Source organism: Parcubacteria group bacterium (genome assembly GCA_041660065.1).
In the GTDB taxonomy this organism is placed as follows: domain Bacteria; phylum Patescibacteriota; class Minisyncoccia; order Moranbacterales.
Map to the genome: position 1 here is coordinate 15,439 of JBAZXC010000009.1, position 24,790 is coordinate 40,228.

At 41.5% G+C, this 24,790-nt stretch carries 19 protein-coding genes; 17 read left to right on the plus strand and 2 right to left on the minus strand.

The annotated features are described in order from the left end of the window. The first annotated feature begins 5 nt into the window (after window positions 1–5). Window positions 6–1,181 carry a glycosyltransferase family 1 protein gene (locus tag WC819_06445; GenBank protein MFA5986956.1) on the plus strand — a complete coding sequence of 392 codons (1,176 nt, stop codon included), beginning with the start codon at window positions 6–8 and terminating at the stop codon, window positions 1,179–1,181. A gap of 3 nt (window positions 1,182–1,184) precedes the next feature. Here the strand turns inward: WC819_06445 and WC819_06450 are convergent, their stop codons facing one another. Further along, window positions 1,185–2,132, minus strand: a complete 948-nt coding sequence (locus tag WC819_06450; GenBank protein ID MFA5986957.1) for a DUF475 domain-containing protein — start codon at window positions 2,130–2,132, stop codon at window positions 1,185–1,187. A 112-nt stretch (window positions 2,133–2,244) separates the two neighbouring features. On the opposite strand from WC819_06450, the gene WC819_06455 reads away from it, so the two are divergent. The 3 genes from WC819_06455 to WC819_06465 all read left to right on the plus strand — a co-directional run bounded on the left by WC819_06455 (window position 2,245) and on the right by WC819_06465 (window position 3,710). Then, on the plus strand, window positions 2,245–2,556 hold the full coding sequence (locus tag WC819_06455) for a hypothetical protein (GenBank protein ID MFA5986958.1): 312 nt from the start codon (window positions 2,245–2,247) through the stop codon (window positions 2,554–2,556). Window positions 2,557–2,656: 100 nt separating this feature from the next. Further along, window positions 2,657–3,070, plus strand: coding sequence for a hypothetical protein (locus tag WC819_06460; protein MFA5986959.1), 414 nt, complete (start codon window positions 2,657–2,659; stop codon window positions 3,068–3,070). Between the two features lie 130 nt (window positions 3,071–3,200). Further along, on the plus strand, window positions 3,201–3,710 hold the full coding sequence (locus tag WC819_06465) for a hypothetical protein (GenBank protein MFA5986960.1): 510 nt from the start codon (window positions 3,201–3,203) through the stop codon (window positions 3,708–3,710). A 56-nt stretch (window positions 3,711–3,766) separates the two neighbouring features. On the opposite strand, the gene WC819_06470 is transcribed toward WC819_06465, so the two are convergent. Next, the gene (locus WC819_06470; protein MFA5986961.1) at window positions 3,767–4,237 is read right to left on the minus strand and encodes a hypothetical protein; all 471 of its coding nucleotides are present in this window, start codon (window positions 4,235–4,237) and stop codon (window positions 3,767–3,769) included. A gap of 368 nt (window positions 4,238–4,605) precedes the next feature. Here WC819_06470 and WC819_06475 point away from each other — a divergent pair, with 368 nt between their 5' ends. The 13 genes from WC819_06475 to WC819_06535 form a co-directional block, all read left to right on the plus strand. Beyond that, a complete protein-coding gene (locus WC819_06475) occupies window positions 4,606–5,019 on the plus strand; it encodes a hypothetical protein (protein MFA5986962.1) in 414 nt (137 codons plus the stop codon). A gap of 27 nt (window positions 5,020–5,046) precedes the next feature. After that, window positions 5,047–8,085 (plus strand): isoleucine--tRNA ligase, encoded by a 3,039-nt coding sequence (gene ileS, locus WC819_06480; protein MFA5986963.1) that lies wholly within the window; start codon window positions 5,047–5,049, stop codon window positions 8,083–8,085. Further along, on the plus strand, window positions 8,086–8,829 hold the full coding sequence (recO, locus tag WC819_06485) for a DNA repair protein RecO (protein MFA5986964.1): 744 nt from the start codon (window positions 8,086–8,088) through the stop codon (window positions 8,827–8,829). 61 nt (window positions 8,830–8,890) lie between these two features. Further along, complete coding sequence (locus WC819_06490; protein MFA5986965.1) at window positions 8,891–10,765, plus strand: hypothetical protein; 1,875 nt, start codon at window positions 8,891–8,893, stop codon at window positions 10,763–10,765. 14 nt (window positions 10,766–10,779) lie between these two features. Next, complete coding sequence (locus WC819_06495) at window positions 10,780–12,951, plus strand: LysM domain-containing protein (GenBank protein ID MFA5986966.1); 2,172 nt, start codon at window positions 10,780–10,782, stop codon at window positions 12,949–12,951. A 51-nt stretch (window positions 12,952–13,002) separates the two neighbouring features. Then, the gene (locus WC819_06500) at window positions 13,003–15,696 is read left to right on the plus strand and encodes an HAD-IC family P-type ATPase (GenBank protein ID MFA5986967.1); all 2,694 of its coding nucleotides are present in this window, start codon (window positions 13,003–13,005) and stop codon (window positions 15,694–15,696) included. 80 nt (window positions 15,697–15,776) lie between these two features. Continuing rightward, window positions 15,777–16,838, plus strand: coding sequence for an AI-2E family transporter (locus tag WC819_06505; protein ID MFA5986968.1), 1,062 nt, complete (start codon window positions 15,777–15,779; stop codon window positions 16,836–16,838). Window positions 16,839–16,843: 5 nt separating this feature from the next. After that, complete coding sequence (gene lgt / locus WC819_06510; protein MFA5986969.1) at window positions 16,844–17,674, plus strand: prolipoprotein diacylglyceryl transferase; 831 nt, start codon at window positions 16,844–16,846, stop codon at window positions 17,672–17,674. A gap of 421 nt (window positions 17,675–18,095) precedes the next feature. Beyond that, window positions 18,096–18,800, plus strand: coding sequence for an aminoglycoside phosphotransferase family protein (locus WC819_06515; GenBank protein MFA5986970.1), 705 nt, complete (start codon window positions 18,096–18,098; stop codon window positions 18,798–18,800). A gap of 211 nt (window positions 18,801–19,011) precedes the next feature. Then, window positions 19,012–20,097 (plus strand): Fic family protein, encoded by a 1,086-nt coding sequence (locus tag WC819_06520; protein MFA5986971.1) that lies wholly within the window; start codon window positions 19,012–19,014, stop codon window positions 20,095–20,097. A 34-nt stretch (window positions 20,098–20,131) separates the two neighbouring features. Continuing rightward, a complete protein-coding gene (locus WC819_06525; GenBank protein ID MFA5986972.1) occupies window positions 20,132–20,767 on the plus strand; it encodes a metal-dependent hydrolase in 636 nt (211 codons plus the stop codon). A gap of 107 nt (window positions 20,768–20,874) precedes the next feature. Next, window positions 20,875–21,897: a gluconeogenesis factor YvcK family protein gene (locus WC819_06530; GenBank protein ID MFA5986973.1), complete on the plus strand. Its 1,023-nt coding sequence runs from the start codon at window positions 20,875–20,877 to the stop codon at window positions 21,895–21,897. A gap of 54 nt (window positions 21,898–21,951) precedes the next feature. Further along, on the plus strand, window positions 21,952–24,790 hold a 2,839-nt coding region (locus WC819_06535; protein ID MFA5986974.1), incomplete at its 3' end, for a hypothetical protein.

Consider the following 24,790-nt stretch of genomic DNA (forward strand, 5'->3'; position numbering starts at 1 on the left):
ATCATATGCGGATAGGAATTGATGCACGCATGATTTTGAATCCTAAAAAAGGTGATGCGATCGGCGTCGGACATTATACATATCAATTAATTCGTCATCTCCTCGATATTGATCAGGAGAATGAGTACGTGTTGTTTTTTGACGCACGCGTAAGGCAAAAAGACGTGCGCAAATTCTCACGTCCCAATGTGAAAATTGTTTTTTATCCCTTTTCTGATTATAAGAAATTTTTACCTGGAGCATATAATGAGATCCTCACAGCGGCGGTATTGGCACGAGAGGATCTGGATGTGTTGCATGTGACGTCGGCAGAAATACGCATTCCATCCACGTATCGAGGCAAAATGATCGTGACGGTGCATGATCTGGGAATTTATACCGTACCGGAGTGTTACAAGGCGACACAGCGCATGAGGTTGCATCTGGTGCATCGTTTCATGTTGCGCAAAGCATCGCATGTGATTGCCGTGTCAGAAAAGATCAAAGATGACGCACAAAAAATCATCAAGGATATCGCAGAAAAAACCAATGTGATCTACTCCGGATTGGATAAACGATTTTTCACCGATGAATCGATAAATGGCAATGTCATCCCAAAAAAATTCGGTATAAGCAAAAAGTACATTTTGTTTTTGGGAACGATCGAGCCGGTAAAGAATATCACACGTCTTTTGCATGCATTCGCGCTTTTCAAAGAAGCACGGATCAAAAAGAATCGTGAAGAAAAATGTGATTACCAGTTGCTCATTGCGGGAAAACCTGGGTGGCTTGCGCAAGATATCAAAAATTTTGTTTACGATCTGCAATTGACAAAAGACGTGCGATTTACAGGGTATGTGATTGGCGATGAATTGGTGCCACTTTTTGCGCATGCGCAGTTTTTTGTTTTGCCGTCACTTTATGAAGGATTTGGTACGACAATCTTGGAGGCGTTTGCCACAGGGACGCCAGCGATCGTGAGCAATGTCGGTTCGATCCCTGAAATTGCAGGCGATGCTGCGCTACTGGTCAATCCTATTGATACAAAGGGTATCGCGCAGGCCATGATGACTTTTACAGATGATGCGCAGATGCGTGCGATGTATCGTGAAAGGGGTTTGGCACGCGCCAAAGATTTCAGCTGGCAAAAAACCGCGCAAGAAACTCTTACAACGTATCAAAAAATAGTACAAAATTCGTAAAAACTATTTTATGCCGGCAGATGGAAGATCACCTGCCTGACGCAGTTCGCGAATGGAAAGATAGAGGAAGGCGGTAATGATGATCAAGGTATTAAGCGGGGCGAGCCAATAGGGAAATTCTCTGCCAAATGCTTCCAGGATCATAATGCCACCGAGAATTCCGATGGAATACATGGCACCATTCTTGAGATACTCATATTTGGCAATACGGTTTATACCTTTGACGGTTAATTCGCGTACGACAAATGCGCCGATGCCGTTGCCGATCAGAATAAGCGGAATTGACAATGTAAACGCAAATGCGCCGATCACTCCATCAATTGAAAAGCTTGTATCCAAAACTTCAAGATAAATGATCTTTGACCATGCGGACATGCTGCTTGCTTTTTGCAATTCTTTTTCTTTTTCCTCTGCATTTTTCTTAAACCCATCGGTGATAAAAAATGTGGACACGCCAATACTTGCGGCAAGTGCGAGATGAGGAATCTCTGCATATGTAAGCGCTTTATAAATAATAAGTGTTGTAATAACGGAGGAGATAGCATAAAACCATACGCTTTGTCGATGTAAAAATCCTTCAACGAGAAATGCATATTTTTTTTCTTCCATAAAAAGCCACGCAAGAAAAACAAAAAATAGATACATACCGCCCGCCAATAGAAGGAGCGGCTTTGATCTTTCTAATGATCCTACGACAGCGCTGTCTTGAGAGAAAGCAGCGGTAATCACTTGGATGATGGAGAGATCGGGATTGGCGATCCAGATGATCACAAAAGGCAGAAGTCCACGTACGACAAATACGGCAAAAAGAATGCCCCAAAAAAGAAAGATTTGGCGATATTTTTGTGAAAGAGTGCGCAAGACATGCGCATTGACAATTGCATTGTCGATCGAGGAAATAATTTCAAAAACAACAAGTCCGATAATAATGATGATGGTGGAGAAAAACATTTTTTCGTTCTTTTTATTGATAAATATGGTGCAATGGTATCACGAATTATTCTTTGCGTAAAACGGGGAATGTTGTGGTAGAATGTAGGTGTTAAATAATTTAATGTTTTTTATGGAATATTGTATTGCATGTACGATGCCACTTGCATCAAATGAGGAAATCGGTGCACAAATTACAGATGGTCCCGTGTGTATCCATTGCGCTGATGGTAAAGGTGGCGTGAAAAGTTGTGCGGAAATTTTTGAAGGTGGTGTGCAATTTTTTCTCATGACATTTCCCGATATGGATCGTACTGTTGCGGAACGGGTAACACGCAAAAATATGCGTGCACTTCCATATTGGCACGGAAAGGGTACGGCGTGTTTGGAGGGCGAAGAGGCAACGGATGAGGAATTCCAGTCAATTCTTGAAAGGTTGCAGTAGGATATGTTTGACAAAAGAGTGCTATAAATTTACTATATGCAGTAAGGGGAGAGAATGCTACTTAAAATCAAATAAAACACAAATTTGGAGGATCTTTCATATGCCAAGCGACGATAACAGTATCGTATATCTTTCGTGGTGCATGATGTGTAGCAAAGTCTACAAATGTACTGCAAAAGAGAATGGTCAAAACATGGCAAGAGAATGCAATTCTTGCACTGAGAGTTTCACATGTATATGGCGGGATTTTAATGAGTCGGAAATTCACACACGGAAATTTCCTGTGTCCCATGGATATTGTTCACCGGTGTGTACGATTATGGATGGAGATAATGTTGATCTTTTGTCGGTTGACGATATTATCGAATTACTTTCCTCCCAAAGAGGTTTTAAGGGAGACTTGAGGTTATTGCGCCATCAAATGGAATCATTGATGCGCAGAGCGAGGCTCAATTCTTTTGATGAGGAAAAAATTATCACAGAGAAAAAGGATCTTCTTCTTCGTTTGTTATAAAGGTGCTTTCAGTAAAAATACTGAGCGCCTTTTTCTTTTTTGTGGTGCATATTTGCATAATAAGCAGTTTGTCCTTATAGTAATGAAATAAGGAGCAATCAGAATGATTGCTTGTAATTAATGCAATAATATGAATATTGAGTTTACGAAGGAACAATATGAACAACTGATCAAAGCGGTGTATATGGGAAATTGGATGGCAAATGCCAATCGCACGGATGATATGATCACAGAGTTTGCGGATATCGAAGAATATGTATTGTCACATGCAAAAGATTTTGGCTTGGAGCATCTTGCCGCTCTTGATGATGAGGATGGACAAACGGTTGTTCCATCACCGGAGTTGGAAGCAGATGAAGAGCTGGATCGCATCATCGAAGAGTATGACGATGAAACGTTTTGGGAGGAATTGATCGAGCGTATGACGATCAAAGATATTTTTTCATCAATAGATGAAGAAGATGTTGAATCAATGAAAGAAGAGGAATTTGTCGAACTCCATGAAACGATTCGTACAAAGTACGAAGAGGAATTTGCCGAAAATGGTGTCATGAACATTGACTTGTACACGGACGAAGATGATTGCGAAGAATGTTGTGATGGTACATGTGTTTGTGAAGAGGAAAAAGATTGTTGTTAGATGTATAAAAAATAACGAGATGGGCAAAGATTGTCTTTGCGCATCTCGTTTTTTATTTAGAGGTGACTGTCTACCCATGATCGCAGTAAGGGATATGCCTGTGCAAAACTTGTCGCGATGTCTATGCCGTCAGGGTGACAAATGAGATGCACCTTTTCCGCATTCATAGCACGTCTCCCGATCAGTTGATCATATACGAATCGATAGGGCGTAATGATCATATCAAAAAGATTGATGTTTTTGATCGTTGAGATGTGTGTGGGTTGATGATAGAGTACAGTAAGATTGCTTTTTTTGGCATCCTCGGTGATCGATGGATGTATGGGTTTGTGATATACAATCACAAATCCCAATTCCAGCGCGATGTCAATTACCGATTTTGATGAGCTTAATTCCTTGCGTGCATGATCATCGATACCGACACTTCTCACAAATTTAACAGCCTCCTTCTTTTTGCATAATAATTTCAACAACAGACTGAGTCCATTGTCATATAGACCGACACAAAGAACTTTTTTGTATGTCATGATATGCCTCCTTGGTGTGACAGCTCTTTATTTACCCTTTCTATATCAATGTTATCCTAAAGGATAGGGGACACTCTTGTCAATTTTTGTTGAAATTGCAAAAAAATGGTTTTTGCTGTAGGATTGAAGCATAAAATCCTCTGACAATGGTCATCGCCATTGGATACTGCTTTAGCGGTGGGATATGGGAAGAAATCACCATGTGTGAAAGTAGAACCTGTCGGGTAAGCCCGTAAGCGCTGTAATGAGTCACGTCAGTCGCGACCGACGTGAAAAATAAGGTGGTACCACGTTTTGTCCGCCATAGCTTTATGTGAAGGCTGGAGATGTCGTCCTTATACATTTATTTGTATAGGGTTTTATTTTTTATGACTGATTATACGATTTTGGCCAAATTTAGAAATAAGGGAAATGTTGAATGTTTGATCGGTGAATTACAAAAGAGGGGAAAGAGTTGTTACAATTTTTGCGATATGCCCGCTGATCCGGCCAACCCCGATGCATTGCCGGAAGAACAGATGAAAGTGTTTGAGAGTGTTACAAATTTCATGGATGATGAATACTACCGGCGCGTATTTAAGAGAGATCTCAAAGGATTGAGAGAGGCGGAAAAAGTTATTGTGTTGTTGCCGGCAGGAAATTCTGTGCATATTGAAGCGGGTATTGCATATGGCTGGGGCAAGCCACTGATCCTTATCGGTGAATTGGAAAAACCGGAAAGTCTTTATTTGATATTTGAGGAGCGATACGAGACGATCGAAGATTTTTTGAAGACAGTATAAATAGTGTAATTTTTAAATGGTCACAATATGAAAAATTTTAAAGAGGTGGAACAAGGTAAAAAATATTCAGAAATGGAGCATGAGGTGATGGAATTTTGGCGTGAGGATCAGACGTTTGAAAAGTCTGTGAATGCGCGCAGTGTGGACAATGCATATGTATTTTATGACGGTCCGCCGTTTATTACAGGCGTGCCACATTATGGGACGTTGTTATCATCGATCATCAAAGATGTGGTGCCACGCTATTGGACAATGAAAGGGAAACGCGTTGAGCGTCGATGGGGGTGGGATTGTCATGGACTTCCGGCAGAAAATTTAGTGGAGAAAAAACTTGGTATCAAAGATAAACGTGATGTGGCAAAGGTGGGGTTGGAAACATATATTCAAACATGTCACAGCGCGATGGTGCAGGGAAGTGATGCATGGGAAAGTACGGTAGAGCGCATCGGACGATGGGTAAATTTCAAGGGCGCCTACAAGACGATGGATCGCGATTATATGGAGAGTGTATGGTGGGCATTCAAAACACTGTATGACAAGAAAAAAATCTATGAAGGAGAAAAGGTTTTGCTTTATTGTCCACGTTGTGCCACACCGATTTCTAAGGCAGAAGTATCGATGGACAATAGTTATCGCGACGTGACAGATCCGTCGGTATATGTGAAATTTGCACTTGAAGGTGAAGAGAACACATATATGCTCGCATGGACCACAACGCCATGGACGCTTTCGGCAAATGTGGCATTGGCGATCAATAAAGACTTATTATATAGAGTTGTTGAGATTGAATATTCAACAAATGAACACGCAAAAATAAATCCTGGAGAAAAATACATTGTTGCAAATGCATTATTCGAAAAAATATTTGAAGGTGTTTTTGACAATAGGACACACAAAATTATTCATAAAGATGGAACGGAGACAAAATTTTTATGGACTGAAAATCATCTCATTGAAGGTAAGAGATTAGTTGGAAAAAGATACAAACCGCTCTTTGACGATCACGGTGAGAATGCACATCGTATTGTGGCGGCTGATTTTGTCGGTGCGGAAGATGGGACAGGTATTGTGCATATTGCACCGGCTTTTGGCGAAGATGATTATGCACTCGCAAAGAAAGAAAGCTTACCGCTTGTAAATACAGTGGATGATAATGGTCTGTATAAAGATGGGCGATGGGCAGGACAACATGTGTGGGAGATCAACAAAGAGATTGCCAAGACGCTTTTGCGTGAAGGCGTAGTTTTCAAAATTGATTATGTCCAGCATGAATATCCGCATTGTCACCGGTGTGATACAAAATTGATGTATCGTGCTCATCCGAGTTGGTTTATGGATATTGATGGACAGCGTGCGGAGATGCTTGTAAAAAATGAGAACATCAATTGGTTTCCTGCACATATCAAAAACAAACGTTTTCGCCATACGGTAGAGACGGCGCCGGATTGGAATTTATCACGCGATCGTTTCTGGGCAACGCCACTTCCTGTATGGCGTGGCACAAAGGAAGATGGTGTCATGGTAGAAAAGGTGATCGGCAGTTATGCAGAGCTCAAAGAATTATCAGGTAAGGATTTGCCAGATTATCATTTGCCATATGTGGACGCAGTGACGTTTGAGTGGGAAGGTGTGACGATGAAACGTATTGATAAAGTCATGGACTGTTGGTTTGAATCCGGTGCGATGCCTTTTGCACAGTTTCACTATCCATTTGAAAACAAAGAAAAATTTGAGTCGAATTTTCCCGGAGATTTTATCGCAGAGTATATCGGACAAGTGCGTGCGTGGTTTTATTACATGCATGCAATCTCTGTAGGGATCTTTGGCGAGGAAGCATTCAAAAATGTGATTGTGACGGGAACGATTGCCGGCAATGATGGGCGCAAAATGTCCAAATCGTATGGCAATTATACGGCACCGGAGATTTTGTTGGAAAAATACAGTTCGGATGCACTCCGATATTTACTTGTGAGTTCGCCACTGCTTAATGGTGAGGATTTTGCACTTGTGGATAAAGATGTGGCGGATGTACAGAGGAAACTCGGTACACTCTGGAATAGTTATTCATTTTTTGTCATGTATGCCAATGTGGACGGATGGCAACTGTCAAAAAACGGAGAGGTGCCAAAGAATAAAAATGTGTTGGATAAGTGGATTGTGTCACAATTACATGCTCTTATTAAGAGTGTGGACAGTGATATGCAAAAATACGATCTGCCAAATGCATCAAAACCAATCATAAAATTCATTGATGATCTTTCGAATTGGTATATTCGTCGTTCACGCAAACGTTTCTGGAAATCGGAGAATGACGGGGATAAAAATGAGGCTTATCAGACCTTGTATTATGTGTTGGTGGAGTTGTCCAAGGTGATGGCGCCGTTTACGCCGTTTATCGCGGAGGAGATCTATAGGAACCTCACACAGTGTCACTGCGGATGTGATCCGGAATCTCAAACGAAGATCCTGAAACAAGTTCAGGATGACAGCTGTTCTGTGCATCTTTGTGATTTTCCTCTTGGTGACGAAAGTTCGATCGATGAAGAATTAAATGTGCAGATGCAACTTGTGCGTGATGTGATCAGTGAGGGACTCAAGTTGCGTGCACGCACACAGCTAAAAGTGCGCCAACCATTGCAAAAACTCACTGTAGAAAGCAAATCGTGGAAAGTCTCACAGGAGATGGAGGATATTGTACGCGAAGAACTTAATGTCAAAGAGATTGTCAGTATAGAAAAAATTGACGGTGAACAAAAGAATATTGGGGAAATCAATGGAATAAAGATCGAACTTGATATTGTGGTGACAGATGCGTTAAAACGTGAAGGTCAAGCACGTGAGATCATCCGGCATATTCAACAGTTACGCAAGAAGGTGGGGTATAATGTGGATGATCGGATCAGCGTAGGCGTGGAAGGCATGGCGGATGTTTTTGCAGTGCACAAAGATATTATCGCGCATGAGGTGCTGGCAAAAGAAATTTCTGACAGCATCCTTGTAGAAAGCGATCTTGCGGAAACATGTGCTATCGATAATGAACATATTACGATCTCACTCAAAAAATAAATGTCTGATGTAAAGCAAAATTACCATGCGATTACTCTGGATAAAAGGGATATCGGTGAGATGGATCGGTTATATACGTTCTACACACTGGAGAACGGTCTTATGCGTGTCCCGGCACGATCGATTCGCAGAGGAGAGGCAAAGCTGGCTGCGCAAGTGGAAGATTTCGTTTTTTCGCATATCACAATTGCCAAAAATTATGGTCGTGGCACGCTTGTGGGCGCTGTGGCGGAAGAGTATTTCAATGATTTGCGCGGTAGCTATGGAGCGCTGTTGTGCGTGGATCATGCGCGTAAAGTTCTGCTTTCTGTGATCGGCGAGCATGATCGTGATCAGAAAATCTTTGCATTGCTTGTAGCGTATTTGCAAAAAATGGAACAATTATCGCGCAAAGAACGATCTACGCAAATTGATGAACAAATGTGGTGGATGACATATGCGTTTCTTATACAGTTATTCGAATCGCAAGGGTATGTATTTGATGCAAAAACGTGCACATTGTGTCGTGAATGTCCCGATGTATTCACGCGAAACCTTTTTGATGCACGCTGTGGCGGGCTGGTGTGTGTGCATTGCGCAAAAGATAAAAACGATGTATGTGCGATCGATGTGGATACGATCAAGTCGTTGCGGATCATTTATGACAATCATATAGACGTGCTGTCAAAAGTGATCATACACAAAGACGTCAATCGACAATTGGGAAACATTGTCGCGCATATCGAGCGGTGGGTCATGCGGTAATTTCTCAAAAATCTGTTATAATGGATAAGATAGAGAGGATAAAAGAGTTTAATATACCACTATGTCTTTGAAAGAAATACAAAAGGATCTGCAAAAGCGGGAGTCAGAAGTCATTAAGCGTGAGCATGATACGACGGCATATGATGTGTGGCGATCTCAAGAAAAACCGTCGGAAGAATCTGGGACGAGTAATTGGCAAAAGATCAAAGACCGCATGCAAAACACGCGAGTCAGGGGTATCGTGTATGGGGGAATTGCGTTGTTTGTTCTGACGATCATTCTCTTGTCGAGTGTTTCTTTTGTGTATTATCAGAAGGGTTTTTTTTCGCAGGATCGAGTGATTTTATCGATGGAGACGTCTGAAGCTATTGATAGCAATAAATTAACGGAGATCACTTTTGTTTATAATAACAATAATCGTGCGGATATATCTGATGTTGAGATTGCCGTGCAATTTGGTAAGTATTTTGTTCCTGCCGGCGATCAGGATGGTTTTACACGCGTGAGCGATAGTCAGGGCGTGATCCATATAGGGTCATTAAAAGGTCATAAAAACGGAAAATTTGTTCTGGCAGGATATTTTGTCGGGCCGAAAGGATCTGTTAATACAGTATTTGGCGCTTTGCGATATATACCGGAAGAAACAAATACGCGGTATGAAACCAATGCGCGTGTAGCAACGACGATGTTGTCATCGCCGGTGTCAATCGATGTAGAGTCGCCACTTGAGATTGTGAATGGAAACCTCATGAATATTGTTTTTAAGATCAAAAATACCAGCGATAGTGATCTATCTAAATTGAAATTTGTCGTAGAGATGCCAGACACATTCTCGCTTTATAATGCGTCACCACTTCCCAATTACGCAAATACATGGTTGATCGACCGCATTACTGCACGTGCAGAGATAACAATTGTTGTGCGTGGTGGTATTAATGCGGCTGTGGGTACAAACCAAAACTTTCATGCACGTGTGATTACGCAAGAAGATGGTGGCGAGGTAGCCGAATATGCCAACATCGCATATACATCACATATGATCCGTTCACCGATCACCGTACAGCAAAAGATTGAGAACAGCGACGGAGTTGTCTATGCCGGAGATCGATTGACATATATCGTTACATTTACCAATGATAGTGATATCCCGTTGCGTGATGCGATTGTCACGGTCAATTTGGATAGTGCAGTTTTGGATTATGCGGATTTGGACCTGTTAAATGACGGTGATTATGATCAAGTAAATAGACGTATTGTGTGGAAAGCATCGGATGTTCCTGCGCTCAAAATTCTCGGACCGAAAGCAACAGGTGAGGTTCGTTTTACCGTACCGGTATTGAGAGACCTTCCGGTAAAAAGTGAAAAAGATTTTCATTTCTCCACGTCGTCCATTGCTTCGATTGACAGTGGAGACATTCCGTCCGAATTGCGAGAAAACAAAACAGTTCTTAGTAACATTTTGACAATTCCCGTCGGTGCAAAAATGATCTATGAACCAACGATCGCATTTGCGTCAGGATCAAAACAATTGAAAGTTGGTGAAAAAACCGTTTATACGGTGACACTGAGAGTATATAGTATAAATAATGATGTTGATGACGTAAAAGTGTATATCCCTCTGCCAACGCATATGAAATATGAAAGTGTGGGTCATGATAATGGTATGGAATATAATGAGCGCACGAATGAAATAACGTGGAACATCGGAAAAGTCGCGCATGGCACAGGCATTACAAGCGATCCTCTCACAAGCTCTTTTGATGTGAGCATCGTGCCAAGTGTCGACCAGATCGAAAAAGTGCCAGTTATCATGAGAGATCAAAAATTGACGGGATTTGATGTATTTGCACAGAGGAGTGTTGAGGTCAAGAAGGAGCCGATTACAACGGATCGGTCAACCAATCAAAGCGTTGAAGAAAAAACTGTACAATCATAAAATAAACAAATACTATGATGAAGCGTCATATTTATATAGGGATCATTTTCATCTTCCTCGCTCCGCATGTTGTTTGCGCCACTGAGGATGCGCCGATTCGTGTCTTTGTTGATGATAAAGAGGCAAATGAGATCACACGTGATTACGCGGTGGGGAGTTCACACAATATGGTCGTGCGGATCGAAAATCAAAAAAACGTAAAACAAGATATTGCAATTTTTATCGAAGATGCAGAGCATAATCATGCAACGGACGAAAACGGAAAAAGTTTGGTAAAATATACGCGATTTTATAGTGACCCGATCGATCAAAAATATGCAGAAATTTTGAAGCAAAACAATAATGATATTGTGGCATTTTGTGCAAAAAATTCTGACAAAGTCGGTGCGTGGTGTGATGGTGTGGCGGTTGCACATGTGACGATTCCTGCGGGGGAAAAAGTGGATGTGCCAGTGACCGTGCATCTCGCAGATGAGGAAATCGATCATGAAGTGTATGTGGTTGTACAGGACGGGAAAGAATTCGAAGGAAGCAATGATATCAAACGTATAACTTTGCGGTACCATGTTCCGGATAAAAATATTACGAAAATGCAGTTGGATCGTTTTGGAATGCATAAAGAATTTATCTTTGGAGATTTTGGCACGTGGATGCGTGCGGGTTTTCGAGATGATTATATTGCTGAATTTGTCAGTCAAAATATCGGGACGGAAGATGTGCATTATACAGATTTTGTAAATGTAGAATCTGTGTGGATTGGAGAGGTGGTGTCATTTTCTGATGGACATGACAGTAAAGAGGGGGAAAAAAATGAAGATAATGTGCATGTGACGATGCCGCGTTTTGGCAAAGTACGTGTTGTGGGGGGTATTGCGTATGCGGACAGCAACGGTCAACCAGTTGAAATAAAGAGTGAGTCGATGGAATTTATTATATGGCCGGTGCGATTTCTGATTATTATTTTTGGAGGGATTTGTTTTTGTGTCATTTGTGTTTTATTATATAAGTATATAAGAAAAAATATGTTTGGATTCAAAAAAAATAAAAAGGACGAAAAACAATTTGCAGGAACGTATACTGTTCAAGATACAGATAATATTATCTCTATCGCACAGGCGTTTGATGTTCCGTGGAAAGATTTGGCGCAATACAATAAAATTGATGCACCATATATTTTGATTTCGGGGGAAACAATTCATGTGCCTGGTCCGCAACCAATTGTCGCCGAAAAGGAAAACGAACAAGAGCAGACAACAATAAATCATGAGTCGCCTATTCATAGCGATGTTGATGCACATAAGACAATGGCATCAGATCAAGAAGAGCTGTTAAATGCAGTTAAAAAAAACAATCCCACGTATGTTTCCAAAGGCGAGCCGATAAGATCTATGCAGAGTACGGCGCATATGCAAAAAGATCCTTCTATCATACAACGAGAAAATCATGAACCGATGAAAAGAAAAGTGACCTTTGCGACGCCACAAAGCATGTTGACACAGCCGGCATCGGAGCCGACAACGCGGGCAATCGATATTGAGTGGATGCGTGATGATGAGGAAGCATATAACGAGGAAATGGAATTTCAACGCAAAGAGGTCAATAAACGCTTGATTATCATTGTTGCGGTTGTCGCGTGTGCAATTGGTGGCATTGTCGTTTGGGGCGTTATGCAATGGATGCAACGTGATACAAAAGAAAAGATTTCTGTTGAGACGTTGATCGAAGGGGATGCGATGCAAAATCAAAGCGATGGCAATATGGCATTGCCACAAAATGATGCGACACAGAGTGGTACATCAGATGAGCAAGATACAAAAACCGTTGTGACAGAAGAACAAAATACGGATGTTGCCAAAGAAATGCAGACGGAACAAGCTGTGCAGTCACAAGAAAATCAAAAAGCGCCAAAGGATATCACTGTGCAAGTGTTGAATGCCGGTGGTGTGACTGGTGCTGCCGCCGCAGTTTCAAAAGATTTCAAGGATAAAGAATATATGGTGAAAGCCGCACAAAATTCTCAAAATTCCTACAGTGGTGTGATCATTTATTACACGGCAGAAATGAAAGATCATGTGGATACAATATCTCAAATTGTCGCTGAAAAATACGGTACACAGAAAAAAGAAGAGTCATCTGATGTAACGGGAAAATACAAATCCGATATTGTGGTTGTGCTCGGCACATAAGTGTACATATATCGTGAGCAGAAAATACCAAAAATACAAATATAAATATATATGAAAAAGTTCGCACAAAGACCGTATCATGCCATGTCGTCCAGTGCGTCATTGTTGCATTTGCAAACATCTGAGAAAGGATTGAGTGACTTTGATGCGTCAGGGAGAATTAATGCTTTCGGGAAAAATGTTCTACCAATGCAAAAAAAAATGTCGTCCATGCGTCTTTTTTTACGGCAGTTCCATAATCCATTGATCTATGTTGTAGTTTTTGCGGCAATTGCTTCTTTTTCTATTGGGCGTGCAGTCGATGCCTTCTTTATTCTTTTTGTTGTATTTTTGAATGCCGTTGTAGGATTCGTGCAAGAAAATAAGGCGGAAAAATCTCTTGAAAAGCTACATGCAAGCATAAAACAGTATGTGCGCGTCATTCGGTCCGGAGGCAAAAAAAAGGTGTTGTCGGAAGACATCGCCGTTGGTGATGTGGTGGATCTCATCGCCGGTGACCGTATTTCTGCAGATGGAAGATTGATTGTAGCGACCGATTTTTACGTCAATGAATCCACATTAACCGGTGAATGGCATGATGTTGAAAAAACAATTGATATCATTGCGAATGACGTGGTTATTCCTGATCAGAAAAATATGGTCTTTGCAGGGACGAATGTTACGCAAGGACATGCTGTATATGTGGTTACGGCCACGGCCACGGATTCTGAGATTGGAAAGATCTCTCATTTTGTGCAAAACACAAAACAAGCAAGAACGCCATTGCAAAAAAAATTTGCACATCTGTCCACAATAATTGGCACAGTGATCTTTGTGGCGATTGTGGCATTTTCTATTCTCGGTATTTGGCGAGGACAGACGGTTGAGGATATATTTATTTCAGCGACAGCACTGACGGTAAGCGCCATCCCGGAGGGTTTACTGCCGGCAGTAACGATCATTTTGATTTTTGGAATGCGACGTTTGGCAAGGCATCGTGCATTGGTACGAAAACTTAATGCGAGTGAAACGATGGGTGCGGTTACAACGATTTGTACGGATAAAACAGGTACACTTACAAAAGGCGAAATGGGTGTGAGTCATATCTTGACAGGTGCAAATGAATTATTGGATTTTGATCATAGCAGTATCACGACGCATGCAACACACAGAGATTTCACGGGACACATTAAGGCGCTAACGATCGCATCTGTCGTCAATGATGCATATGTAGAAAATTTGCAAGATGAGTTTTCGCAGTCGATCGTACATGGTCGTCCCACAGACAGAGCATTGCTCATGGCGGCAGTACAGGTTGGCATTGATGTGGATGCATTTCATCGTGAATACCCGTTGATCGATCAAGAGTTTTTTCGATCCGAGAGCAAATATGCCGTGCGTATCCATCAATGGGGAAAGGATAAAATAAAAATTATGGTACTGGGTGCACCGGAACAAGTGCTTATGATGGTGTCTTTTATCGATGTGCACGGTGTGCGTATGCCGTTCAATTCTGCGGAGGGGGATCGTTTGAAAGAAACATTTGAGGGTCTCACACAAAGAGGTTTGCGCGTTTTGGCGTGTAGTGAGCGTGTTTTGACAAATGAAACATATCATCGATTGTCAAAAAAAGAGAGGTATGAGGCGATGTCTCTCGTTGGTTTTGTCGCATTGAAAGATCCATTGCGTCATGATGTGGAAGAATCGCTTCATATTGCGGAAAGAGCAGGTATTCGCCTAGTCGTGATCACAGGAGATCATGCAGTTACTGCCAGGTCCGTAATGGCAGAATTGGGACATAATGTGTCGGATCAGGGTGTTTGTCTCGGGGCGGAGATCGATCATATGTCTGATGATCAGTTGCGCGAAAGGGTAAAATATACAAAGATCTTTGCGCGCGTTTTGCCGGAACATAAAATCAGGATCGTGCGCGCGTTGCAAAACAATGGAGAAGTAGTTGCAATGGTTGGCGATGGGATCAATGACGCTCCGGCAATCAAAGCGTCAAATGTTGGCATTAGCATCGGAGAGGGTGCGGATATTGCGAAGGAGGTGTCAGATATTGTTCTTTTGGACAGTAGTTTCACAACAATTATCAAAGCAGTCGAACAGGGGCGCGTGATCTACGAAAACATTCGCAGAGTCCTTATTTATCTTGTGGCGGATGATTTTTCAGAAATTTTTATCTTTTTTGTGGCAATGCTTTTTGGGTGGCCACTGCCTCTACTTCCGTTACAGGTTCTTTGGATCAATATGATCGAGGATAGTTTTCCCAATATTGCGTTGACAACGGAGTATGATAGTAAAAATCTGATGAATGAACCGCCACGCAACCCGAGCGAACCGATCATCTCTACCACATACAAAAAATTTATGGGAATTGTGTTTGTCGTCTCTGGATTGGCTGCGACGTTTGTATTTTGGTGTGTACGAGAAATTACACAGGATATTGATATGGCACGTACGGCGACGTTTGTTCTCATTGCTTTGGACTCATTGGTTTTTGTATATGTGATTAGAGGCATGCGACAATATATCATCAGGCGGGATATTTTTGATAATAAATATGTGAATTATTCTGTGCTGATGTCATTTGTGTTACTTGTTGCAGGACTGTATATACCGATCATTGCCCGATTTTTGGGCACAGTACCGCTTACGGGAGAATTGTGGCTTGCTGTCATTTTGATCACTATGATCGAAGTGGTGATTTTTGAGGCGAGTAAGGGCATTTTGTTTATACGTAGATCGCGTGCGGGATCGTAAGTTGTGTATAAATGCGGGCATCTTTCATTTTTCGAGGAAGACTGGTACAGTATGAGTGTAAATATTAGTGCATAAATCTTATGATTCTCAAAAATTTCAATATTTATTTCTTCTTGGCGTTGCTAATTGCTGGTTCGGTGGCAGGATTTCTTCTTGTCAAGCCGTTTCTTAGTGCGATCTTTATTGCGGCGCTTTTTGCTGTGATGTTCATTCGCCCGTATGACTATTTGGTAGAAAAAACCAATAGTCCGGCAATTTCATCTGCACTCATGTTGTGTGTTGTTGCTTTTGTGATCATTTTGCCGGTGATCTTTGTGTCAGGCTTGATCGTAAATGAAGTTTCTGATGTGATCAGAGATGGTGCGACAGAAAATTCTTCTACACAACAATCGATCCAAAAAGTTGTTGAAACGGTTTCTCATGTGCCATTTCTGAATTTATCTTTTGACCATTTGCGAGAATATGTTAGTGAACAGGAGGTATCAAATCTGGTAAAAAATGCATCAAATACAGTCGTTTCTTTTGTGCAAAAAACATATTTTGGCGTGGTTAACGGAGTGATCAACATATTCGTAATGTTTTTTACGCTTTTTTATTTTTTTATTGATGGGCGACGTTTCGTGCGATACGCGATGCAATTGAGTCCGTTGCAAGACAAACATGAAAAAGATCTCGTTCACGAGTTTATTTCTATGGCACGGGCAACGCTCAAAGGTACTGTTGTAATTGGCTGTATTCAGGGATCGATCGGTGGTGTGGCTTTTGCTATTGCCGGTATTGTGTCACCAGTCTTATGGACGGTTGTGATGGTTGTCTTTGCCATTATTCCCGCCGCCGGTGCCGGCGTTGTGATCTTTCCTACGGCGATCGTCATGTTGCTCTTGGGTCATGTATGGCAGGCAGTTTTTCTGGCGGTTGTGGGAACACTTGTGTCGATCATTGATAATATTTTGCGTCCAAAGCTCGTAGGAAATGATACGCAAATGCATAGTTTGGCGGTTCTTTTTGCGACACTTGGCGGATTGAAACTCTTTGGGTTTATCGGGTTTGTTGTCGGACCGATCATTGTGGCGCTCATGCTCGCCATGTGGAAAATCTATGCAACGGAGTTTAAAAAAGAGCTAGAGCGATTTAATGCGTAAAAGGCATGTATAACTTTTGGCAGCATCTTCCAGAGTATCTCAATCCGATCGCTTTTTCGATCGGCGGTTTTTCTGTTTTTTGGTACTCTTTGATGTGGCTTGTAGCTTTTGCAGTGTGTTATGTAGCGCTTGTATATCGCATCAAAAAAGGAGAAGGCACATATGACGTAGAGTTGATCCAAGATGTCATGGTCAATGCACTTTTTGGCGCTTTGATTGGCGGGAGGCTTGGGTATGTGATTTTTTATGATTTGCCGTATTATGTTGCACATCCATTATCAGTTGTTTCTCCTTATGACTTTTCTCTGGGCGAATGGGTGGGGATCTATGGCATGAGCTATCATGGCGGGCTGATCGGTGTTGTTCTCGTGATCTTTTATACTGCATACAAGAAAAAGGTTCATGCAATGCAGCTGTGCGATTTTATCGTACCGGTTGTCCCGCTTGGATACATGTTTGGACGATTGGGGAATTTTTTCAATCAGGAGCTCGTCGGTCGCATCACCACATCGCCCATAGGCATGTATTTTAACGGTGAAACGGTTTTGCGTCATCCATCGCAATTATATGAAGCGTTTTTTGAAGGGGTTATCCTATTTATCATACTGTGGCAGATGCGCAATAAGCGTTTTTCAATCGGGGTCATGAGCATGATCTATCTTATGCTTTACTCCGCATTTCGTTTCGTGATCGAATTTTATCGCGCACCGGATGCACAGTTGGGATTTGTCGTGGGAAATCTCACGATGGGGCAAGTATTGTCGGTATGTGTCATCGTCACAAGCGCCGGGTTTTTGGTTTATCATCGTTTGTATCACGATCAAAATGTGGCGTAATCCCCACATTATTTTTTGTCAGCAGTCTTTTGTGCTGTATAATACACATGAGGAAATGAAGATATATAGCATGTTGCCAAAATCCGCCTAGGGCGGGCTTCGCATATTCGCGCACGTTATACGCAATTCCAAAAATATTTTCTATTTAGTAGGAGTTTCCTGCCTGTCGGCAGACAGATGATAGACAATAAGGAAAATTTAAATTAGATTTTTTAAAAATTAAAATGGGAGCTTGCTATCGCTCAATTAAATAAATGAAAAATCAAACATCAATCACTTCAAATATTAAAGAAATTGAAAAATCTACAAAACTTTTCGTTCACTCTTATAAGATTATCACCAGAGGCGCTGATAGTTTAGTGATGGAAGTCAACAACAGGTGGATTTTTCGGTTTCCAAGACCATAGAATCAATAAAGAAGATGGAAAAGCGTTTGCGTTTTTTAAAATTATTTTCAGAAGTGTCTCCGCTAAAAATTCCTGTACCAAAATACATAGGTGAAAACTTTATCGCATACAAAAAAATTCCTGGAGTACCGTTCGCTCCAACAAACTTTAAAAAATTAACAATAAAAGAGAAGAAAAAAATTGCTTTTCAGATTGGAAAATTTTTGAAAGTACTACACAACTTCAAATGCAGACAATGTAATTATAATGCCAATTATTTGGTTTTGAAAAAAGGTGATTATCTCACCTGCTCAGAAACCATCACGAAGCACTTCAGTGCTAAAGAGCGGGAAAATTTTCAAATCAAACACATTGCCATCGAAAATAATCTTTCAAATTTCAAAAAGCCGACAACTATCATCCACGGCGATCTCTTTTTCAATAATATTTTATGGGATCCAAAAACCAAAAAGCTGACTGGCGTAATCGACTGGGCGGAATCTGGTCGCAGTATTCCGGCATTGGATTTTTTCATGCTGGCAGACTTCAACAATAATACCAATGATAAATTTTTAAAAGATATTTTAAAAAGTTACGGAGCGAAAGATGACAGATTGTTTAAGCAGATAAAAGGGCTTGCCATAATCGATCCGATGAATTGGTTTTGGGCATATTATAAAGAAAAGAATGCAAAAGGAATGGAAAAGATGATTAAAAAAATGAAGAGGATTTTACAATAAATAAAACGGCGCAACTGCGCATCATCCAGATACGTTGCATGAAATAAAATTCTTTCTTTTTAAAGTTGCTTTTTATAATAAGGAAAAATAAGTTTTTTTTATCTATTTATATAGGGACAGAAAAAATTCATTGATAACTTTTTGAATTTGTGTGTTTGACGGCGATTGGTTAATTGGATATAATTGGATGTAGTTAATATATCCAAATATTATGGCTAAACAAAGGCAAAAAAACAGCAATATCGCAGACAAATTCTCAAAACGTCTCAATAGCATCCCTGCTGAAATAATTTCAAAAATCGCCAAGATTGATGAGTTGAAAGGCAGTTGGGTGACTGGTGCTCAATTGAGCCCGCAGGTTCTGGGTCGCCTTAAACGGTCTGTTTTGATAACTTCAACTGGCGCATCAACGCGTATTGAGGGTGTGCAATTGACTGATGAAGATATTGAAAAGGTAATGAAGGGCATAAATATTCAAAAATTCGCTGACCGTGACACGCAAGAAGTCAAGGGATATTATGAGCTTTTGGAAAATATTTTTAATTCTTGGGAGCAATTGAAATTCAACGAGAATTCTATCAAGCACTTCCACAAAGAGCTTCTCAAATATTCAGACAAGGATCAGGGACATCTGGGGAATTATAAATTCGGTGAAAATAAGGTTGTGGCATATGACCAAGAAGGCAAGGAAGTCGGAGTTATCTTTAATCCAACGTCACCACATCTCACGCCAAAAGAGATGATAGAACTGGTGGAAACGACTAAGTTCTTGCTGGCTGATAGAAAATATCATCCTTTATTGGTAATTGCTAATTTTTTGGTTGAATTTTTGAAAATTCACCCTTTTCAAGATGGAAATGGAAGAATTTCAAGAGTCCTAACAAATCTGCTATTGCTTCAAAATGGGTATTTGTATATGCCATATGTTTCGCATGAAAAGCTGGTAGAGGATAACAAGACAGAATATTATCTAGCACTTAGGCGTAGTCAAAAAACTTTTCACACGAATAAGGAAGACATTACTCCATGGCTTGATTTCTTTTTTATGATTTTATTGAAACAGTCGCAATTAGCGATTGAATTGTTGTCAAAAGAAAACATTGAAAAATTGCTATCAGAAAAACAGCTTGCAGTTTGGAAGTTTTTTGAGCATGTTGAAATGGCTGGAACAGGGGAGATTGTCACTGGTACAAATATTCCAAGGCCGACAGTTAAACAAGCATTGGAAGTATTATTGAAACTTAAAAAAATTGAAAGGATTGGGCTTGGTAGGAGTGCGAGGTATAAGAAAGTTTAAAATTTGTACTGATGTGCGCAATAGAAAATAATTTATGGCGAATTTTAAGACGCATGTTGGGTGGGGTGTGATAATCGGTGTTTCAATGGTTGTTGTGGCATCGGTATACTCTTTAATTTCCGGTTGGACACCTCTCACTTTGATTTTTGTGGCAATTCTGATCGGGTCACTTTTGCCTGATATGGATCTGGATGAGGGTGTGCCATTTCAAATTCTTTTTGGGTTTCTCGGTGTTGCTTCGGCGGGGTATGTTTTTTATGATCTGTATGGCGGTGGACAGAGGGATGTCTTGATCCTCGCGTTAACTGCGGGTGCGACTTTTATCGGTGTACGGTTTGTGATCGGGGAGATCTTTATGCGATTTACGGATCATCGTGGGATATGGCATTCTGTTCCGGCGGTTGCGTTTGTGGGTTTGGCTACTGTGCGCATGATGCAATATTGTGATCCGCAGGGCGATGGAATTATGCATATGTATAGTAGTATTGCGCTGTCGATCGGATATCTCGGACATTTGGTTCTCGATGAGGTCTATGCATCTGTCAATCTTGCAGGACATTCACTTTTGCCGAAACGTTCACTCGGTAGTGCGTTAAAATTTTATTCACGATCAAAAGTGGCGACATTTTTGGTATATAGTGGCATCATTTATTTATTGCTTTTTGTGTAATGTATGGCTATAGGTTTTTTGTGTATAAAAATATTATTGCCTTTTCCAAGTAGTCGTTGCGATGTATCCTATATAATAGTGGTTAGTAAGTTGCGTGTGATCGTTATATGAAAAAAAAGAAGATCGTGACAATTGGCGGAGGGACGGGGTCTTTTGCGTTGCTCTCTGGACTCAAACAATATCAATATGATATTACGGCAATCGTGACTATGGCGGATGATGGTGGGTCAACGGGTGCGCTTCGTGATGAGTTGGGTGTATTGCCACCCGGTGATGTGCGTCAATGCCTTGTTGCCTTGGCAAATTCTTCCAGTGAATTGCGTGCACTGATGAATTATCGGTTTGAGACGGGAGGACTGGAAGGACATAGTTTTGGTAATCTTTTTCTCTCTGCGTTGGAAAAGATCAATGGCAGTTTTACGCGTGGTGTTGTGGAGGCGATCAAGATCCTCAATGTCAAAGGAAATGTGGTGCCGGTAAGTGAGGATGATATGCGCCTCAAGATCAAACTTAATGATGGGCGCGTGCTTGTGGGAGAAAAAGAATTGGATGATAATGCGGACATTCGTGATGTAGGCGTGTATGATGTTTCTCTCGCAAGATCTGTGCGAGCAAGTCATGGTGCCGTGCAGGCGATCAAAAAGGCGGATTATATTATCATCGGACCGGGAGATCATTATGGAAGTATCATGCCGAATTTGTTTGTGAATGGGATCAAAAATGCGATCAAAAAGGCACGAGCAAAAGTGATCTTTGTCGCTCCTCTCACGAACAAAAGAGGGCTCACGACAGGATATACCGTTGCACATTATATTGACAGTATCGAAAGCTCTATCGGCAAAGGACGCGTTGATTTTGCGGTGTATAATACAAAAAAACCGTTCAAGAATATTCTCGCACGTTATGAAAAGCAGGAAGGAAAGAATTCTCTCGTTGTATGCGATGCAATGATCGGGCAAACATACAAAATTGTGCGCGGGGATCTATTGCGCAAAGAACGTGTTATAAAATCCAAAGGTGATACATTGGCACATACGCGCGCATTTATCCGTCACGACAGTGAGAAGCTTGCGCGCGCGATCACACTTATCACGGAGTATGATGATTTTCGATCGTTTAGCATCTCGTAATCTTTGTGGTATAATACAAGTATCTTTATATAAAAATAAACATTAAATAATCATATGAAAAGAAATATTTTGATAATCATATTTGCCGCTGTTCTTTTGCCTGTATGGAGTGCATACGCGCAAAGTGATGTGACAGAACAGGCTGTAGCAGATGAGCAGGCAACAGAAATGACGGTGATTGCGGAAGTAGATATTCACGATGCGCATCTCATCGAGCAAAAAGGACACAATCTTGCGATCGATTTTACGTTTGATAACGGGAACGGCGCACAATCAGATATTCGATATGCTGTGCGATTGGTAAAAAATGATCCTAAGCTCGGACAATCGATCGTTTTTCAAAAGATCTATGACGAAGCAGTGACGCTTGCTGAAAATTCATTTCTTTATAAAGAGATCTCGTGCGATATTCCCGCGTATTTGTCGGGTACGTATGATGTGTGGATCATTGCTCAAAATGGATCCGGTTTGCCACTCGCAAGTGGTATACTGGGGGCGATCACTTTATATGGGGACAATTCTCCATACATCACGATCGACGATGCAACATGTCAGTTCTTTATAAAAGATCTGCCGGAAAATTATACCTTGGACCAAGGTGTGGATGTGGCACAAAATGAAGTTCTAGTGCTTTCGTGTGAAACAAAAAATACATTCAATGAAAAAATGACAGTGCAACCATTTGTGCAAACGTACATGCGATCACTTTTTGGTGAAAAGGTGGATGCAAAAGCAGTGTCACAAATGATCGAAATTGCTCCACGAGAAAAAAAAGAGATCACCGTTGAAATTCCCAAACAACAAAAGCCGCAGGCATATAGTATTGCTGTGACACTGCAAAACAGTGAGAAAAAGGATATCTCGAGCACGGTTTATGCGCACTATGTTGTGCGTGGCAACAATGCAAGTATTTCCAATCTCCAATTAGATAAGAGTGTATATACCGCCGGAGAAATGATCACGGCAAAATTCATCGCAACGCCGTCTGCTGATCGGTTTTTTGGTGCGCGCGGAGAGGGTTCAAAAGATGGAAGTCTATATTACAATATGACGATCACAGATAGTAATAATAAGGAGTGCATCAAGCCAATTGCCCGTACAGATCTAAGTCAGGAAGGTATTACAACAACGGTTACGCAAAAAAGTTTGATCGCATGTAAAGAGCCTATGGTTATGTTGTCGCTTGAAGACGAGCAAGGAACAATTCTTGCAAAAAAGACATACAATTTTGTACCAACAAAGACAGGGGAAGAATCTCAAAGCATCGCGCAAGAAGGTGATAAGGATCGTTTTGGATTGGTAGCATGGATTGTAATTGGTGTGATCACAGCTTTTGCCTTGTTGGTCATCATTGGATATAAATACAAAGAACGAAGTACAAAAATCCTCGTATTCCTTCTTCTGAGCGGAGGATTGTTCTTTGGCGTACTGGATGCGCGCGCATTGACGCTTGAGGCGCATATTGCACAGGATTGGGGATCATATGCTGCTTGTGATTTTAATTTGAGCAGGAGTACCGTATCACGTGGCGAAAGATTCTGGGGTACGTCATCAGGATGTCATGTAGTATATTGTGGCAATAAGGCAAAAATGAAGGCACATATCAACAGTGCCGAAGTGGCTTCGTGGGAACTCACAAGAAACAAAACGAAATGGTATTATGATGAAAGCATTTCAAGCAGTAATGTATTAATTACTGCAGGCAATGAGTGTGGTAGATATTTTGTCCCTGTGGATGTACAGTTTTGGCATTACTACGACAATATAAGGACATGGAGAACTACTTTGACGAGAGGATCTTTGCCCTATCGTGTTGTAAATTGTGATACGGTGGATGGAGAACTTGGCGTTTCTACATCCGGGTGTGCAGATGGAGTGACACGGTCCGGTCAAGTCAATCTGAGTGTAACAAATATTACGGGAGTAGGATCCGGTACGGTGCAATATCGTTATAAATGTGGCACGCAAGCATGGACCGGTTGGACGACCACGTCGACATATACATGTTCTTTTCTTGATGCCGGCGCAAAGACAGTCTATGCGGAGATCAATCGCGGAAGCGCAACTGTACAAAAATCGGCACTTGTGACTATTGTGCAGTGTCCGATCGATGGTGCATGCAATTCAGATGCAACAGGTACTTATACGATCAGTGAAACAGCATTCCGCGGATCATTATGCTCATCCGGCACGCCGACAGTAACGCCAGCATTCCCGACATATGGTCAAACAGTCACATGGGGATGCAGTGGACTCAATGGTGGCACATCAACATCACCCACAGCCTGCACTGCAACCCGCGAAAGACCCACGCCATCCTGCGGAACAGCCAACGGCGTCACAGCAGATTCTATGCCACCATTAAGTGGATATACACTCTGTGGCACAGATTCTACACCAAGTACAGTCACATTTGACACAGCTGGCAATTGGCACTGGACATGTACACACACCAGTCCGGCAGCGATCCCTCAATCGGTAGACTGTCAAGCGCCATCATGCCTCGCAACTATGCCGGTCGATCTCCAACCATACGTGTACTTCGGCTCTGACGGCACGCCAAATGATGCAACAGCAACCGTCACCTGTCCAAATGTCTGCTGTATCATTAACAGTGGCAATGGTGCAGTAACTGTATGCAACGGTGATGCCACGCCGGGCATGATCCCCGTATTCCCGGGAAGCCATTCCTATCCTGCAGAATGTTGGTTTGACGATGACCATGATCGTACAAATGACGGCATTGATGAACCAAAAGTCTCATACAATCCGGGTCGCACGATCAGCACGATGTGCACTGCACGCTCTTGCAACAGTCAGGGCACCTGTCAATCAACACCAGAAGTCACAAACAGTGCTGACAGTTGTACAAGCACATGCAATTCTGATGCAG

Coding starts and splice junctions, on each gene's coding strand:
- WC819_06445 (MFA5986956.1), top strand. CDS start 6: ATGCGGATAGGAATTGATGCACGCATGATTTTGAATCCTAAAAAAGGT.
- WC819_06450 (MFA5986957.1), bottom strand. CDS start 2,132: ATGTTTTTCTCCACCATCATCATTATTATCGGACTTGTTGTTTTTGAA.
- WC819_06455 (MFA5986958.1), top strand. CDS start 2,245: ATGGAATATTGTATTGCATGTACGATGCCACTTGCATCAAATGAGGAA.
- WC819_06460 (MFA5986959.1), top strand. CDS start 2,657: ATGCCAAGCGACGATAACAGTATCGTATATCTTTCGTGGTGCATGATG.
- WC819_06465 (MFA5986960.1), top strand. CDS start 3,201: ATGAATATTGAGTTTACGAAGGAACAATATGAACAACTGATCAAAGCG.
- WC819_06470 (MFA5986961.1), bottom strand. CDS start 4,237: ATGACATACAAAAAAGTTCTTTGTGTCGGTCTATATGACAATGGACTC.
- WC819_06475 (MFA5986962.1), top strand. CDS start 4,606: ATGACTGATTATACGATTTTGGCCAAATTTAGAAATAAGGGAAATGTT.
- ileS (MFA5986963.1), top strand. CDS start 5,047: ATGAAAAATTTTAAAGAGGTGGAACAAGGTAAAAAATATTCAGAAATG.
- recO (MFA5986964.1), top strand. CDS start 8,086: ATGTCTGATGTAAAGCAAAATTACCATGCGATTACTCTGGATAAAAGG.
- WC819_06490 (MFA5986965.1), top strand. CDS start 8,891: ATGTCTTTGAAAGAAATACAAAAGGATCTGCAAAAGCGGGAGTCAGAA.
- WC819_06495 (MFA5986966.1), top strand. CDS start 10,780: ATGATGAAGCGTCATATTTATATAGGGATCATTTTCATCTTCCTCGCT.
- WC819_06500 (MFA5986967.1), top strand. CDS start 13,003: ATGAAAAAGTTCGCACAAAGACCGTATCATGCCATGTCGTCCAGTGCG.
- WC819_06505 (MFA5986968.1), top strand. CDS start 15,777: ATGATTCTCAAAAATTTCAATATTTATTTCTTCTTGGCGTTGCTAATT.
- lgt (MFA5986969.1), top strand. CDS start 16,844: ATGTATAACTTTTGGCAGCATCTTCCAGAGTATCTCAATCCGATCGCT.
- WC819_06515 (MFA5986970.1), top strand. CDS start 18,096: ATGGAAAAGCGTTTGCGTTTTTTAAAATTATTTTCAGAAGTGTCTCCG.
- WC819_06520 (MFA5986971.1), top strand. CDS start 19,012: ATGGCTAAACAAAGGCAAAAAAACAGCAATATCGCAGACAAATTCTCA.
- WC819_06525 (MFA5986972.1), top strand. CDS start 20,132: ATGGCGAATTTTAAGACGCATGTTGGGTGGGGTGTGATAATCGGTGTT.
- WC819_06530 (MFA5986973.1), top strand. CDS start 20,875: ATGAAAAAAAAGAAGATCGTGACAATTGGCGGAGGGACGGGGTCTTTT.